The organism is Kitasatospora sp. NPDC001540 (assembly GCF_042894345.1).
In the GTDB taxonomy this organism is placed as follows: Bacteria; Actinomycetota; Actinomycetes; order Streptomycetales; family Streptomycetaceae; genus Kitasatospora; species Kitasatospora phosalacinea_C.
The window spans coordinates 177,701-189,301 of the sequence record NZ_JBIAVO010000003.1 but is presented as its reverse complement, the minus strand read 5'-3'; the positions used below and the strand labels follow the sequence as shown (position 1 = coordinate 189,301).

Sequence of the window (11,601 nt, the reverse complement as noted above, 5' to 3'; positions counted from 1 at the left end):
TTCAGTGCGGCAAGGGCCTATAGCTCAGACGGTTAGAGCGCTTCCCTGATAAGGAAGAGGCCACAGGTTCAAGTCCTGTTAGGCCCACCGGCGCGAAGGCCCCGATCACCTGGTGATTGGGGCCTTCGACGTGTTGCCCGTAACCCGCCGCCCGGTGGCTCGTTGAGCCCGGTGCGCAGAGGCAACACAGGGTGAGCTGACTCGAAACTGATGTGAAGTCGGGGATAGCCGGGCGACAGAACCGGCCATTGGGTGACGTGGGACGTAGCGCGACCTCTGCTCCGGCCGGCGGATGATCCGGCCCCGCCCGCCCCGGGCGACAGGGCGGTTCCCACGTCATGTCTTCGTTCACCCTGTGAGGCAACTCCCATGTCCATGGAAGCCGCGCTGCTCGAATCCAGGACGCTCCGAAGCGGCCTGTGCGAGCGCACCGAAGTCCTCGACGAGGTCAAGGCCCTCGTCCTGCTGCCCGACAGGCTGTACGTCACCACGCGGATGGTGGCGGACTACTTCGAGGTCCACGAGGACGCGATCTACAGCCTGCTCCGTCGCCACCGGCAGGAGCTGGAGAGCAACGGGTTCACCGTCCTCAGGCCTGTGGATAACCCCGAGAACCAGACGGTCAAAACGAACGGCTGGCAGGTCAGCGACCCGCAGGGGGGTGACCGGCGGTCCGACGAGGGCAAGCGACCGGTGCACCCTGTGGATAACCCCGAGAACCAGACCTTCAAAACGAAGGTCTGGCAGGTCAGCGGTACCGGAGGAGGTGACGGAACCCCCAGCGGCCCCACCTCGCCTGTGGAAAACCCCTACGGCCGCCCGCAGGGCGGTGGCAACGGCGTGGCGCTCTACTCGCGGCGGGCCGTGCTGAACGTGGCGATGCTGCTGCGCGACAGCGAGGTGGCCCGGCGGGTGCGCGCCCGGCTGCTGGACGCGGTGGAGGCGGCGGCGCGGCCGGTGGTGGAGCCGCCGGTGGTGCACGCGTTCCGGGCGCGGCCGTGGCGGCGGTGGAGCGAGCTGCGGTGGGACGAGCACGAGGCGGGCCGGCGGGACCCGTCGGTGGCGGCCTGGCGGCGGCGGATCGACGGGCTGGAGCCGTTCGGGTCGTACCTGCCGGGGGAGGACGAGCCGGTGGTCCCGCCGTACGCGGAGGGGCCGGAGTACGCGTTCACGCTGGAGGACCTGCCGACGGTGGTCGGGGGCCTGGTGGTGTCGGCCGGGTCGATCGAGCGGCGGCTGGAGGCCCAGGGGGTGGTGATCACCGCGATCGGTGAGCGGGTCGCCCGGCAGGAGGCGCGGAACGACGTCGTGGACGCCCGGTTGGACGGCCTGGCCGAGGACGTCCGGACGATCCGGCGCGACCTGGCCCGGTTGCGGCGGCGCCGGGGGTAGCCGGTAGCGGTCGGTCGTGTGCGCGGGCGCGTCGTCGGGCGGGAACGGCGGCGCGCCCGGGTGCGTTGTCGCGGGCGTGGGAGTGTTCTGGGCGATGAGCCTGCCGGGCCTGGTCTGCGCGCTGGTGGTGCTGGCCTTCGTGGACCAGGTCGCGCTGCGGGCCAGCCGCAGCCGGTGGGTGCCCTGGCGCGGGTCGGGCCGGGAGGGACAGGTCTCGGCGACCGGGTTCGAGCAGCTGCACGCCCAGTTCGCGGCCGGGAAGCAGGCCGAACTGGAGCAGCGGAAGACCACCCTGATGCTCCGGGACGAGGAGGGCGAGGGTGCCCCGCCGCGTTCGACGGTCGACCTGGACGGCGGGGTGGCGGTGATCCGTCCGGCGGGCCCGCGGTCCGAAGATCGCACTGATGGTGGGGTGTCAAAGCCGGTGGCGGATCGGTCGGTTGACGGTGGCGGGGGCCGCTCTTGAACCGGTTACCGGTGTGTATCATCGGCCCCAGGGCGGTCTGCACCCTGACCGCTGGTTCGTGCTCCCCCATCCAAGCAAGCAAGAAGGACGAGGTCCCGCGGTGAAGAAGCTCCTCCTGGTCGCCCTGGTCGCCCTCGGCGGCTTCTTTGTCTACCGTCAGGTCCAGGCGGACCGCGCCGAGCAGGACCTGTGGACCGAGGCCACCGACCCGGTCCCCGCCGGCCGCTGAGCGCCGACTGACGAAGTCCTCTCGGGCCGGCCCGCGGAGTAAGGGCCGCGGCCGGTCCGAAACCCGCGTGGGCCCCTGCCCGGGAGCGGGTAGGCTATCCCCCGTTGCTCGGGGCCTTAGCTCAGTTGGTAGAGCGCTGTCTTTGCATGGCAGATGTCAGGGGTTCGACTCCCCTAGGCTCCACAGTCGCCGAACGGCCCCCGACCTGGGAACAGGTCGGGGGCCGTTCGCGTGCCCGTGGCCGGTCGGCCCGGACGCGGGACGGTCCCCGCCGCCGGGGGAGGCCCGGGGGCGGGGACCGCTGGGGTGTTCGCGCGGGTTCGGGTGCGCTCAGTGCGGCTTGCGCGGGTCGTGCGGCTTGGGACGGTCGTCCTCGTCGGTGGCGGCGGCGGGCTCGGCCTCGGACTTCGGGCCGTCGGCCGGGTCGGCCTCCTCGTGCGGGACGGAGCCGTTGACCACGGTGCCGCCGACCGAGCGGCCCGCGGCACTGTCCGGAACGGTCACGGAGGACGCGGGGGAGGGGGCGGGGGTGGCGGACGAGGCCCCGGCCGGGGTGCCGTTCGGCGGGGTGACCGGAGCCGGGGGTTCGGTCAGCCACTCGGGGTTGTTCTGCTTGCGGTACCACTGCCAGGCCAGCACGCCGGTGCCGATGGCCAGCGTCCCGGCCACCGCGAGGCCGGTGGCCCAGCCGTTGCGGTGCTGCTTCTTGGCGTTCTTCGCGGCCAGCGCGCTGATCTCGGCGGCGCTGACGTTGCCGTGCAGCGCGGTGACCGCCGCGGCGCCGCGGGTCTGCGCCTCCTGGGCGATCGGCGTGACGCTCTCCTTGGCGGCCTGGAAGGTCTCGGCGACCTTGGGCACCACGGTGGCCTTGGCGTGTCCGGCGGCCTGCCCGGCCGACAGCTTGGCGGCGAGCGCCGCCTCCTGGGCCCGGTGGACGGCGCGGAGCGCGGCCTTCTGGGTCTCCGGGGGGAGGCTGGTGAAGGCCTGCTCCAGGTGCGGGGCGAGGTGCTTGACGTACTGCACCCGGGCGACGGCCGCGGCGTGTCCCGCCCCGGCCTTGGCCTGCGCCCCGGCGGCCGCGGCCTTCGGGGCGAGCGCTTCCAGCTTGGGGCCCAGCACCTGCTTGGCCTCCTCCGCGTAGTGCAGGGCGGTCTCCTTGGCGGAGGCGGCGTAGGGCGCGACGGCGTCCTTCGCCCGTCCGGCGGTCTCGCGCGCGGTGTCCGTACGGCTCACGGGCTTCTCCTTCTCGGCGGGTGTCCGGCGTTGTCCGGTCTGCACCTTTCCACCTGATAGGAGATCATGCATCCAGACCGGCCGCCGGGCACCTTCGGCTGAGCCGTCCGCGAGCCACGTGGGATGATTCCTCGGATAGTCATACGAAGATTTTGAGGAAGGTGCTGTCGTGGCCGAGGAACTCACCGCCACCCTGAAGACCAACCACGGTGACATCGTGGTCCGGCTCTTCCCGAACCACGCTCCGAAGACCGTGGCCAACTTCGTCGAGCTGGCCGAGGGCACCCGCGAGTGGAAGAACCCGGAGACCGGCGAGCTGGCCGCCAAGCCGCTGTACGACGGCACGGTCTTCCACCGGGTCATCGAGGGCTTCATGATCCAGGGCGGCGACCCGCTGGGCAACGGCACCGGCGGCCCGGGCTACAAGTTCGCCGACGAGTTCCACCCGGACCTCGCCTTCACCAAGCCGTACCTGCTGGCGATGGCCAACGCGGGCCCGGGCACCAACGGCTCGCAGTTCTTCATCACGGTCGCCCCGACCACCTGGCTGACCCGCAAGCACACCATCTTCGGCGAGGTCGTGGACGCGGACAGCCAGAAGGTCGTGGACGCGATCGCCACCACCCCCACCACCAAGCCGTACGACCGCCCGGTCCAGGACGTGGTGATCCAGCAGGTCGTCATCTCGCGCGGCTGACGCGACCGTCGCGCCAGGCCGCCCCGCGCGGGCGGCGCGCAGTAGCCTGGGCGGTCCCGGCGGTGCCCCGTTCTCGGCGGTGGCGGCGCCGGGACCGGCTTCGTTGAGGGAGGAACAGCGGCGATGCATCCGGAGGAGCCCGGGCGACCGACGCCGGCGGACGGACGGGACGCGGGGAGCGGGCTGCCCGGCTGCTACCGCCACCCCGAGCGGGAGACCGGGGTGGGCTGCACCAGGTGCGGGCGCCCGGTTTGCCCGGAGTGCATGGTGCCCGCCTCGGTGGGCTTCCAGTGCCCGGACTGCGTCCACGGCGACGCCGCCCGCGAGGAGCGGGCCCGGCAGCAGCCCCGGACCTCGGCGGGGGCGCTGCTGGCGCTCGGCGACGGGGCGCTGGTCACCAAGGTGCTGATCGGGATCAACCTCGCGGTGTTCCTGCTCACGGAGTACCTGGCGCCCGCGCTCATCGACGACCTCGCGCTCCGCAGCATCGCTCCGCTACCCGGTCTGCGGGCGGGCGTGGCGGAGGGGCCGGAGCAGTGGTACCGGTTGGTGACCGCGATGTTCGTGCACGCCGGGCTGCTGCACATCGCGACGAACATGTTCTCGCTCTGGGTGCTCGGACCGCAGTTGGAGCGGGTGCTCGGCAGACTGCGCTTCCTGACCCTGTACCTGGTGTCTGGGCTGGCGGGCAACGCGTTCGCCTACCTGCTGGCCCCGTCGGACCGCTGGCTGAACTCGGTCGGCGCCTCCGGTGCGATCTTCGGCCTGCTGGGCGCCACCGCCGTACTGTTCAAGGTGACCAGGACGCCGATGCAGCCGGTGATCGCGCTGCTGGTGGTGAACCTGGTGATCAGCTTCGCGCCGGGCACAAACATCGACTGGCGGGCCCACCTCGGCGGGCTGGTCGCCGGTGCCGCCATCGGGGCCGGGATGTTCTACGCCCCGCCGAAGCGCCGGAACCTGGTGCAGGGGTTGGCGGTGGCCGGGGGGTTGGCGGTGGTTCTGCTGATGCTGCTGGTCGGTACGGCGCGGCTGCCCGGGTGAGGTTGTGCACAGCCGGTGGGCGCCGGGGTGCGCCCGCCGATTGGATTTCCCGGCTCTACGCGCGTTATGCTGCCGCGTTGCGAGTTATCCACAGGCTGGGCGGAGTTTTCCCCAGTGTGGACAACCCTGTGGATAAACGTTCGGACGCTCCGTCACGGCCCGCGCCCGGGCAGCCCGCGCACCGCCCCGGCGCGGTGGCCGGAGCGGTGGGGACGGAGCGGGCGGATCAGGCCGGGTCCCGCCGGGCGGGCGGGCGCGGCGTCACTTCCACTGCGTGGAGACGCCGAAGCCCGCCGCGATGAAGCCGAAGCCGACCAGGATGTTCCAGTTGCCCCAGCCGCCGACCGGCCAGTCGCCGCTGGTCACGTAGTAGGTGACGATCCAGACCAGGCCGACCAGGAAGAACACCAGCATCAGTGGTGCCACCCAGCTTCGGCCGGAACTGATCTTCACGGCCGTCGCGGAGCTCGGGGGCGGCGTGTAGTCGGCCTTCTTGCGGAGTCGAGACTTCGGCACGAGGGGTTCTCCTGTCGATGCGCTGTGACCGCGCGGGTGGGTCAGCGTGGGCGGGCGGCAAATGGCGGGCCGGTCCGTACGGTTGGTCGTCCGCACATGCCACCGGCGTCCGTTAGCGTAGTGGCTCGCCGGGTCGTAAGGAGATAAGGGTACGGTGCCTGATTCCACGATTTCTTCGCCGTCCCCGACTCCGCGCCCCCGTCGCGGGCGAATTGTCGGACGTGCCCTGACCTGCACCGTCTTCGCCCTCGCCGGGCTGCTCTTCTACGTCAGCGCGCAGACCGCGCACGGCACCGACCTGCGCACCGACAACTCGCTGCTCAAGCTCAGCGACGTCATACAGCAGCGCTCCACCCAGAACCAGCAGCTCTCCGAGCAGGTCTCCGCGGACCGGGACCGGGCCGACCGGCTGGCCCGGCAGCAGGGGCAGAGCCCGGACGACGCGGCGAAGCTGGCCGAACTGCAGCAGGCCGCGGGGCTGGAGGCGCTGCGCGGGCCCGGGCTGACCGTCACCCTGGACGACGCCCCGCCGAACGCCACCGCCCGGATCCCCGGCGTCCCCGAGCCCGACGTCAACGACCTGGTGATCCACCAGCAGGACATCCAGGCCGTGGTGAACGCCCTGTGGCGGGGCGGCGCCGAGGGGATCCAGGTGATGGACCAGCGGCTGATCTCCACCAGCGCGGTGCGCTGCGTCGGCAACACCCTGCTGCTGCAGGGCCGGGTCTACTCGCCGCCGTACGTGATCCGCGCGGTCGGCCGGAGCGAGGCGCTGCGCTCCGCGGTGGACGCCGACCCGACGATCCGCAACTACCTGGGCTACGTGGCCGCCTACGGGCTGGGCTGGAAGGTCCAGGAGAGCGGCGAGTTGACCCTGCCCGGCTACACCGGCTCCGCCGACCTGCGGGCCGCCTCCGCGCCCTGAGTCCGTCCGCCGCCCTCTCCGCCCGGGCCGCGGGCGGCCCGGTTGCCCGGATACCCTCCTGGGCCGGGCGGTCGGGCGTCTACGCTTGTGCAGACCGAAACACCGAGGAGCACCATGTACGGCTGGATCTGGCGGCATCTCCCGGGCCCCGCGCCGGTGCGCGCGCTGATCGCCCTGCTGCTCGTCCTCGGGGTGGTCTACGTCCTGTTCCAGTACGTCTTCCCGTGGGCCGAGCCGCTGCTCCCCTTCGGGAACGTGACGGTGGACCAGGGCAACGGCGGCTGATCCCGGCGCCGTTGCGAGCCAGTCCGTCCCCCGACGCACCCGTACCCCAGGAGTAGCGATGACCTCCGTCGGCAGAGCGCCCCGGATCCTCGTGGTCGACAACTACGACAGCTTCGTCTTCAACATCGTCCAGTACCTGTACCAGCTGGGTGCGGTCTGCGAGGTGGTCCGCAACGACGAGCTGACCGTGGCCGACGCCCGGCCGCGGGCGGGCGAGGAGGGCTACGACGGGGTGCTGCTCTCGCCCGGGCCCGGCACGCCCGAGGAGGCGGGGGTGTGCGTGGAGATGGTGAACCACTGCGCGCGGACCGGGCTGCCGCTGTTCGGGGTGTGCCTGGGGCTGCAGTCGATCGCGGTGGCGTACGGCGCGGTGGTCGGGCGGGCGCCCGAGCTGCTGCACGGCAAGACCTCGCCGGTGCTGCACGAGGACGGCGGCGTGTTCGCCGGCCTGCCCTCGCCGCTGACCGCGACCCGCTACCACTCGCTGGCGGTCGACCCGGACACCGTGCCCGCCGAGCTGGTGGTGACCTCGCGCACCGACAGCGGCGTGATCATGGGGCTGCGGCACCGCGAACTCCCGGTCGAGGGCGTCCAGTTCCACCCGGAGTCGGTGCTCACCGAGGGCGGCCACCGGATGCTGGCCAACTGGCTCGCCGAGTGTGGCTTCCCGGAGGCGGTGGGCCGCTCGGCCGGCCTCGCCCCGGTCATCGGCCGGAGCTGACGGGTGACCGCCGTGCGCCCGGAGGGGGGCGTCCCGGAGGAGCTGGGGGAGCCGGAGGAGTGGGGCGTCTACGAGGCCCCGGCCGAGCGGACCCTGAAGTTGCGGCTGTCCGACACCGCGGGCGCCGGGGCGGTGCCCGGGCCGTCCGGGCCGCCCCGGGCGGGCGGGCGGGCGGACCGCCGCCGGGGCGCGGGCACCGGCCGCCGCCGGGCCACCGGCAAGCGCACCGGGCCGCGGCCGCCGCGCCCCAAGGAGCGCAAGCGGGTGGTGCTGGCCCGGCTGCTGGGGGAGCTGTTCATCACCCTCGGCGCGGTGATGCTGCTGTTCGTCTCGTACCAGCTGTGGTGGACCAACGTGATGGCCGACCGGGACGCGGGCGCCGCCAGCGACAAGCTGGAGCAGCAGTGGGCGCAGCAGCCCGTGGCGCCGTCCGGCGGGGCGACCCCGGCCCCGCCGGGCACGTTCGAGCCCGGGCAGGGCTTCGCCATCATCCACATCCCGAAGCTGGGCCTGGACTACCCGATCGCCGAGGGCACCGACAAGCAGAAGGTGCTCGACCACGGCCTGGTGGGCCACTACGCGGGCACCGCGATGCCGTCCGACCCGGACGGCAACTTCGCGGTCGCCGCGCACCGCACCACGCACGGGCAGCCGTTCCGGAAGATCGGCCAGCTGGTGCCGGGGGACAAGGTCGTGGTGGAGACCGCGACCTCCTACTACACGTACGAGGTGGCGGGCGGCATCCCGGAGACCCCGCCGAGCAACGTGACGGTGCTGCAGAAGGTCCCGAAGGGTTCGCCGTTCACCGCGCCGGGCCGCTACCTGACCATGACGACATGCACGCCGGAGTTCAGTGCCCGGGGAAGGCTGATCGTCTTTGGCAAGATGGTCGAGGAACGGCCGAGGAGCCAGGGGCAGCCGGAGGCGCTGACCGGGCAACACTGAGCAGCGAGGCACGGCACCATGGGCACAGCCATTCGGGGCGGGCGGCGCGGACGGCTGGGGACGGCCCTGGGGCTGCTGGGGGAGCTGCTGATCACCCTGGGGCTGGTGCTGGCCCTGTTCGTCGGGTACTCGCTGTGGTGGACGGACGTGGTGGCCGACCGGGCCGCCGGGCGGGCGGGGGACCGGCTGCGGCAGACCTGGTCCGCCCCGGCGGCGCCCCCGGGGGACACCACCGCCGCCGCCCCGGTGCCGCGGTACGCGGCGGGCGACGGGGTGGGCTTCCTGCACGTCCCGGCCTTCGGCCGGGACGACCAGACGCTGATCCGGATGGGCACCACCGCGGAGGTGCTCGACGAGGGCGTGGCGGGCGTGTACGAGGAGCCCTACCGCTCGGCGATGCCCTGGGACGCGGAGGGCAACTTCGCGCTGGCGGCGCACCGGGACGGGCACGGCGCGAAGTTCCACGACCTGGACAAGCTGGCGGTGGGCGACCCGGTGGTGGTGGAGACCAAGGACGCCTGGTACGTCTACCGGGTCGCCGGGACGCTGCCGCAGACCTCCAAGTACGACGTGGGCGTGGTGGCGCCCGTCCCCGAGGGCTCGCCGTTCACCGGCCCGGGCCGCTACCTGACGCTGACCACCTGCACGCCGGTCTACACCTCCCGCTACCGGATGGCGGTCTGGGCGCAGCTCGTCCGGGCCGACCCGGTCGACGCGAAGCGCACCCCGCCGCCCGAACTGCGCTGACCGGGCGTCAGGACGGCCGAGGGGCCGCACCGTCCACTGCGGACGGTGCGGCCCCTCGGTGTCGCTGCTGCCGGTGCGGCGTCAGTTGTTGCCGCCGGGCGGGGAGGACTTGTCGCCCGCCTTGGTCCACAGCTTGATCGTGGTGCCGGGGGCGACCGGGGTGCCGGACGGCGGGTCGCTGGCGATCACGATCGCGTTCTCGTCCTGCGGTCCGCCGGCCTGCACCTGCGGGATCAGGTTGTTCCTCTGCAGGTCGGTGAAGACCTGCTTGTAGGTGCGCCCGGAGGTGATCGGTACGGACACCTTCTCGGCCAGCTGGCCGATGGTGAGGGTGATCGCGGTGCCCTGCTTGGCCTGGGTGTTCTTCAGGCTCTGGTCGAGGACCTGGCCGGCCTGGGTGGGGTCGGTGACGGTCCGGTTGGTCGGCGTGACGGTGAAGCCCGCGGTGGTGAGGATCTGGGTGGCCTCGTCCTGGGCCTTGCCGATCACGTTCGGCACGGCGACCTTCTGCTGGCCGGAGGAGACCGTCAGGGTGATCGTGGCGCCCGGGGCGGCCTTGCCCTTGACGTCCTGCGACACGACCTTGTCCTGGTCGACCTTGTCGTCGTTGGCGTAGGTGACCTTGACGTCGAAGCCCTTGTCCTTGAGCGTCTTGGTCGCGGCGTCCTTGGCCTGGCCGGAGACGTCCGGGACGTCGACCTGGGCCGCGGCGGCGGCCAGGTGCACGGTGATCGTGCCGTCCGCGGCCATCGTGCCGCCGACGGCCGGCTCCTGGGTGCAGACCTGGTCCTTCTGGACCCTGGTGTCCGGGCAGGTGGCGGCCGGGGCCCCGGCGACCACCTTGAGGGTGGCGCTCTGCGCCTTCGCCGCGTTCTCGGCGTCGGCCAGCGAGAGCGCGGACAGGTTCGGGACGGTGGTCTTCCCGGCGTTGCTGCCGCCGCTCTTCACCATCGACTGCACCACGAAGAACGCGCCGACCAGGACCAGCACCGCGGCGACGGCGAGCACGATCCAGGAGGTGTTGCTCTTCTTCGGCTGCTCCTCGCGCCGACGGCTGCCGCGGCCCTCGTAGCCGTTGTCGTAGCCGTCCCCGCCGTTGCCGCCGTAGCCGTTGTCCTGGTAGCCGCCGTACGGGGCGGGCTGCTGGTTGCCGACCGGCGGCAGCATGGTGGTCGGGCCGCCCTGCTGGGGCAGCACGTTGGTCTGGCCGTACGGGTCGTACTGGTTGCCGCCCTGGTCGTAGCCGTACCCGGCGGCGCCCATGCCGTAGGCCGCCTGCTGGGCGGCGTTGACCGGCAGGCCGTCGAGGAAGCGCTCGATGTCGTCGCGCATCTCGTCGGCGGACTGGTAGCGGTAGTCCCGCTCCTTGGCGAGCGCCTTGAGCACGATCGCGTCGATCTCGGGGCGCACCTCGGGGTCGTACGAGGACGGCGGCGCGGGCTCCTCGCGGACGTGCTGGTAGGCCACCGCGACCGGCGAGTCGCCGACGAACGGCGGCCGGACGGTGAGCAGTTCGTACAGCAGGCAGCCGGTGGAGTACAGGTCGGAGCGGGCGTCGACGGTCTCGCCCTTGGCCTGCTCGGGGGAGAGGTACTGGGCGGTGCCGATGACCGCGGAGGTCTGGGTCATCGTCATGCCGGCGTCGCCCATGGCGCGGGCGATGCCGAAGTCCATCACCTTGACGTTGCCCTGCCGGGTCAGCATCACGTTGGCGGGCTTGATGTCGCGGTGCACGATGCCGGCCCGGTGCGAGTACTCCAGCGCCTGCAGGATGCCGATGGTCATCTCCAGCGCCCGCTCGGGCAGCAGCCGCCGCCCGGTGTGCAGCAGCTCGCGCAGGGTGGAGCCCTCGACGTACTCCATCACGATGTACGGGATGGAGATCCCGTCGATGTAGTCCTCGCCGGTGTCGTAGACCGCGACGATGGCCGGGTGGTTGAGCGAGGCCGCGGACTGCGCCTCGCGGCGGAACCGGGCCTGGAAGGACGGGTCGCGGGCCATGTCGGTGCGGAGGGTCTTCACGGCGACGGTGCGTCCGAGCCGGGTGTCGTGGCCGAGGTACACCTCGGCCATGCCACCGCGTCCGAGGACGCCGCCGAGCTCGTACCTGCCGCCTAGGCGACGAGGCTCTTCCATATCTCCGACCCTCTCCCCCACCGGTCGGTGAGGATGTGACGTAGGTGTCCCCGCACGCACTCTTCGGACGCGTCGCCCGCCGCCGCGGTTTCACGGTCGAGGCCACGATCTCCGGCCGCGGGTACACCCGCTGCTGGCGGATACGCTACCGGGCGAACCTGAGCGGACCCGAGCAGACCGTCAGCTGAGACCAGACCGGTACCGACCCATTGTGACAATTCCGGCCGCCGAGCGAGCCCCGGCGGCCGGAATGTGACGCATGCGA

The 11,601-nt window shown here is 72.3% G+C and carries 14 protein-coding genes and 2 tRNA genes; 13 read left to right on the top strand and 3 right to left on the bottom strand.

Translation table 11 applies throughout. The features are described from left to right. The first annotated feature begins 13 nt into the window (after window positions 1-13). From ACFY00_RS06070 to ACFY00_RS06050, 5 genes are all read left to right on the top strand, one after another. Window positions 14-87, top strand: a tRNA-Ile gene (locus ACFY00_RS06070). Window positions 88-369: 282 nt separating this feature from the next. Then, window positions 370-1,392 carry a hypothetical protein gene (locus ACFY00_RS06065; RefSeq protein ID WP_388027713.1) on the top strand — a complete coding sequence of 341 codons (1,023 nt, stop codon included), beginning with the start codon at window positions 370-372 and terminating at the stop codon, window positions 1,390-1,392. A gap of 94 nt (window positions 1,393-1,486) precedes the next feature. Beyond that, window positions 1,487-1,858: a DUF6191 domain-containing protein gene (locus ACFY00_RS06060; protein ID WP_388027711.1), complete on the top strand. Its 372-nt coding sequence runs from the start codon at window positions 1,487-1,489 to the stop codon at window positions 1,856-1,858. 100 nt (window positions 1,859-1,958) lie between these two features. Beyond that, window positions 1,959-2,087 (top strand): DLW-39 family protein, encoded by a 129-nt coding sequence (locus ACFY00_RS06055; RefSeq protein WP_014137031.1) that lies wholly within the window; start codon window positions 1,959-1,961, stop codon window positions 2,085-2,087. Window positions 2,088-2,197: 110 nt separating this feature from the next. Beyond that, window positions 2,198-2,270: transfer RNA gene (locus tag ACFY00_RS06050), tRNA-Ala, on the top strand. A gap of 147 nt (window positions 2,271-2,417) precedes the next feature. Here ACFY00_RS06050 and ACFY00_RS06045 read toward each other — a convergent pair. After that, window positions 2,418-3,320 carry a DUF5324 family protein gene (locus ACFY00_RS06045; RefSeq protein ID WP_388027709.1) on the bottom strand — a complete coding sequence of 301 codons (903 nt, stop codon included), beginning with the start codon at window positions 3,318-3,320 and terminating at the stop codon, window positions 2,418-2,420. Window positions 3,321-3,489: 169 nt separating this feature from the next. On the opposite strand from ACFY00_RS06045, the gene ACFY00_RS06040 reads away from it, so the two are divergent. Continuing rightward, window positions 3,490-4,017: a peptidylprolyl isomerase gene (locus ACFY00_RS06040; RefSeq protein ID WP_285733869.1), complete on the top strand. Its 528-nt coding sequence runs from the start codon at window positions 3,490-3,492 to the stop codon at window positions 4,015-4,017. A gap of 123 nt (window positions 4,018-4,140) precedes the next feature. Next, window positions 4,141-5,061, top strand: coding sequence for a rhomboid family intramembrane serine protease (locus ACFY00_RS06035; RefSeq protein WP_388027706.1), 921 nt, complete (start codon window positions 4,141-4,143; stop codon window positions 5,059-5,061). Window positions 5,062-5,322: 261 nt separating this feature from the next. On the opposite strand, the gene crgA is transcribed toward ACFY00_RS06035, so the two are convergent. Continuing rightward, complete coding sequence (gene crgA, locus ACFY00_RS06030) at window positions 5,323-5,577, bottom strand: cell division protein CrgA (protein WP_388027703.1); 255 nt, start codon at window positions 5,575-5,577, stop codon at window positions 5,323-5,325. A gap of 154 nt (window positions 5,578-5,731) precedes the next feature. Here crgA and ACFY00_RS06025 point away from each other — a divergent pair, with 154 nt between their 5' ends. The 5 genes from ACFY00_RS06025 (at window position 5,732) to ACFY00_RS06005 (ending at window position 9,200) form a co-directional block, all read left to right on the top strand. Continuing rightward, entirely contained in the window at window positions 5,732-6,502 is a 771-nt protein-coding gene (locus tag ACFY00_RS06025) for a DUF881 domain-containing protein (RefSeq protein ID WP_388027700.1), read from the top strand. A gap of 114 nt (window positions 6,503-6,616) precedes the next feature. Beyond that, complete coding sequence (locus tag ACFY00_RS06020) at window positions 6,617-6,787, top strand: hypothetical protein (protein WP_033254177.1); 171 nt, start codon at window positions 6,617-6,619, stop codon at window positions 6,785-6,787. A gap of 58 nt (window positions 6,788-6,845) precedes the next feature. Beyond that, window positions 6,846-7,508 (top strand): aminodeoxychorismate/anthranilate synthase component II, encoded by a 663-nt coding sequence (locus ACFY00_RS06015; RefSeq protein ID WP_388027698.1) that lies wholly within the window; start codon window positions 6,846-6,848, stop codon window positions 7,506-7,508. A gap of 3 nt (window positions 7,509-7,511) precedes the next feature. Then, window positions 7,512-8,453 (top strand): class E sortase, encoded by a 942-nt coding sequence (locus tag ACFY00_RS06010; RefSeq protein ID WP_388027696.1) that lies wholly within the window; start codon window positions 7,512-7,514, stop codon window positions 8,451-8,453. Between the two features lie 18 nt (window positions 8,454-8,471). Then, complete coding sequence (locus ACFY00_RS06005; protein ID WP_388027695.1) at window positions 8,472-9,200, top strand: class E sortase; 729 nt, start codon at window positions 8,472-8,474, stop codon at window positions 9,198-9,200. An 81-nt stretch (window positions 9,201-9,281) separates the two neighbouring features. Here the strand turns inward: ACFY00_RS06005 and pknB are convergent, their stop codons facing one another. After that, window positions 9,282-11,336: a Stk1 family PASTA domain-containing Ser/Thr kinase gene (pknB, locus tag ACFY00_RS06000; protein WP_388027693.1), complete on the bottom strand. Its 2,055-nt coding sequence runs from the start codon at window positions 11,334-11,336 to the stop codon at window positions 9,282-9,284. A gap of 44 nt (window positions 11,337-11,380) precedes the next feature. On the opposite strand from pknB, the gene ACFY00_RS05995 reads away from it, so the two are divergent. After that, the gene (locus ACFY00_RS05995) at window positions 11,381-11,524 is read left to right on the top strand and encodes a hypothetical protein (RefSeq protein ID WP_388027692.1); all 144 of its coding nucleotides are present in this window, start codon (window positions 11,381-11,383) and stop codon (window positions 11,522-11,524) included. Window positions 11,525-11,601 lie beyond the last annotated feature (77 nt).

What these genes read in the sequence shown, in the direction of transcription:
- ACFY00_RS06060 (WP_388027711.1), top strand. Translation starts at nt 1,487, where the DNA reads ATGAGCCTGCCGGGCCTGGTCTGCGCGCTGGTGGTGCTGGCCTTCGTG.
- ACFY00_RS06065 (WP_388027713.1), top strand. Translation starts at nt 370, where the DNA reads ATGTCCATGGAAGCCGCGCTGCTCGAATCCAGGACGCTCCGAAGCGGC.
- pknB (WP_388027693.1), bottom strand. Translation starts at nt 11,336, where the DNA reads ATGGAAGAGCCTCGTCGCCTAGGCGGCAGGTACGAGCTCGGCGGCGTC.
- ACFY00_RS06020 (WP_033254177.1), top strand. Translation starts at nt 6,617, where the DNA reads ATGTACGGCTGGATCTGGCGGCATCTCCCGGGCCCCGCGCCGGTGCGC.
- ACFY00_RS06015 (WP_388027698.1), top strand. Translation starts at nt 6,846, where the DNA reads ATGACCTCCGTCGGCAGAGCGCCCCGGATCCTCGTGGTCGACAACTAC.
- ACFY00_RS06005 (WP_388027695.1), top strand. Translation starts at nt 8,472, where the DNA reads ATGGGCACAGCCATTCGGGGCGGGCGGCGCGGACGGCTGGGGACGGCC.
- ACFY00_RS06035 (WP_388027706.1), top strand. Translation starts at nt 4,141, where the DNA reads ATGCATCCGGAGGAGCCCGGGCGACCGACGCCGGCGGACGGACGGGAC.